Consider the following 1,283-nt stretch of genomic DNA (forward strand, 5'->3'; position numbering starts at 1 on the left):
CCCGACCGGGCAGCTGGACCGCGGTTACGGACAGACCTGAAGCACCCCCACCTGGTCGGAACGTACAAGCGGCACTATCATGCATCCAGTTTCGCATCTGCGGCTGCGCCCACCAGTGGCTTCCGCAGGTGCGAGCGGGCGCCGTCGCCGTGCGGAGTATTCCGCACGGCTCGGCGCCCGCGGCGACGACGGGGTCGCCATGGGTCGGCTCGGTGACAGTGGGTGACACCGGGACGCCCGACCGCACAGCCAACAGTGGACGTTCGTATGAGGCGGTCGACCGTGCGCGCGATGGCGTCGGCGACCGGCCGTGGTGCCTAGGGACGGGGATACGTGAGATTTCGCAGGGTGAAGACGGCGCTGGCGGTCGTGGCCAGTGCCGGACTGCTCGCCGCCGGGTGTGGAAGCGACGGAAGCGACGGGGGCGCGGCCGCGACGCCGGCGCCGGCCACCACCAGTGCCTCCAGCGGCGTCACGGGCACCGTCACCGTGTTCGCCGCGGCGTCGTTGACCGGGACGTTCACGACGCTGGGCAAGCAGTTCGAGGCCGCCAACCCGGGGTCGACCGTGAAGTTCTCCTTCGCGGGTAGCTCCGCGCTGGCCACGCAGATCACCTCCGGCGCGCCCGCGGACGTGTTCGCCGCGGCGAGCCCGGCCACCATGAAGACCGTCACCGACGCCGGGGAGAACTCCTCGGCGCCGAAGGTCTTCGTGCGCAACCAGCTCGTCATCGCCGTGCCGACGGCCAACCCGAAGGGCATCAAGGACCTGCCCGACCTGGTGAAGCCGGGCGTGAAGGTCGCGTTGTGCGCCGAGGCGGTGCCCTGCGGCGCGGCGGCCAAGAAGGCGCTGGCCGCGGCCGGCACCAACCTGACCCCCGTCACCCTGGAGCAGGACGTCAAGTCCGCCCTGTCGAAGGTCACCCTCGGTGAGGTCGACGCGGCGCTGGTCTACCGCACGGACGCGAAGGCCGCCAGCGACAAGGTGACGGGCATCGAGTTCCCCGAGTCGGCCAAGGCCATCAACGACTACCCGATCGCCACGCTCAAGGGCGGCAAGAACGCCGCCGGCGGCAAGGCGTGGGAGGACTACGTCACCTCCGACAAGGGCGAGGCGGTGCTGACCGCGGCTGGCTTCCAGGCCCCCTGACCCGCGGCCCGACCGGGCAGCTGGACCGCGGTTACGGACAGACCTGAAGCACCCCCACCTGGTCGGAACGTACAAGCGGCACTATCATGCATCCAGTTTCGCATCTGCGGCTGCGCCCACCAGTGGCTTCCGCA

Annotated in this window: 1 protein-coding gene; it reads left to right on the forward strand. The window is 70.5% G+C overall.

Going from position 1 to position 1,283, the window contains the following annotated elements:
* The first annotated feature begins 333 nt into the window (after positions 1–333).
* Entirely contained in the window at positions 334–1,149 is an 816-nt protein-coding gene (modA, locus tag NBZ85_RS31175) for a molybdate ABC transporter substrate-binding protein (protein ID WP_261560666.1), read from the forward strand.
* Positions 1,150–1,283 lie beyond the last annotated feature (134 nt).

The organism is Frankia tisae (assembly GCF_025403405.1).
Lineage (GTDB): Bacteria > Actinomycetota > Actinomycetes > Frankiales > Frankiaceae > Frankia > Frankia tisai.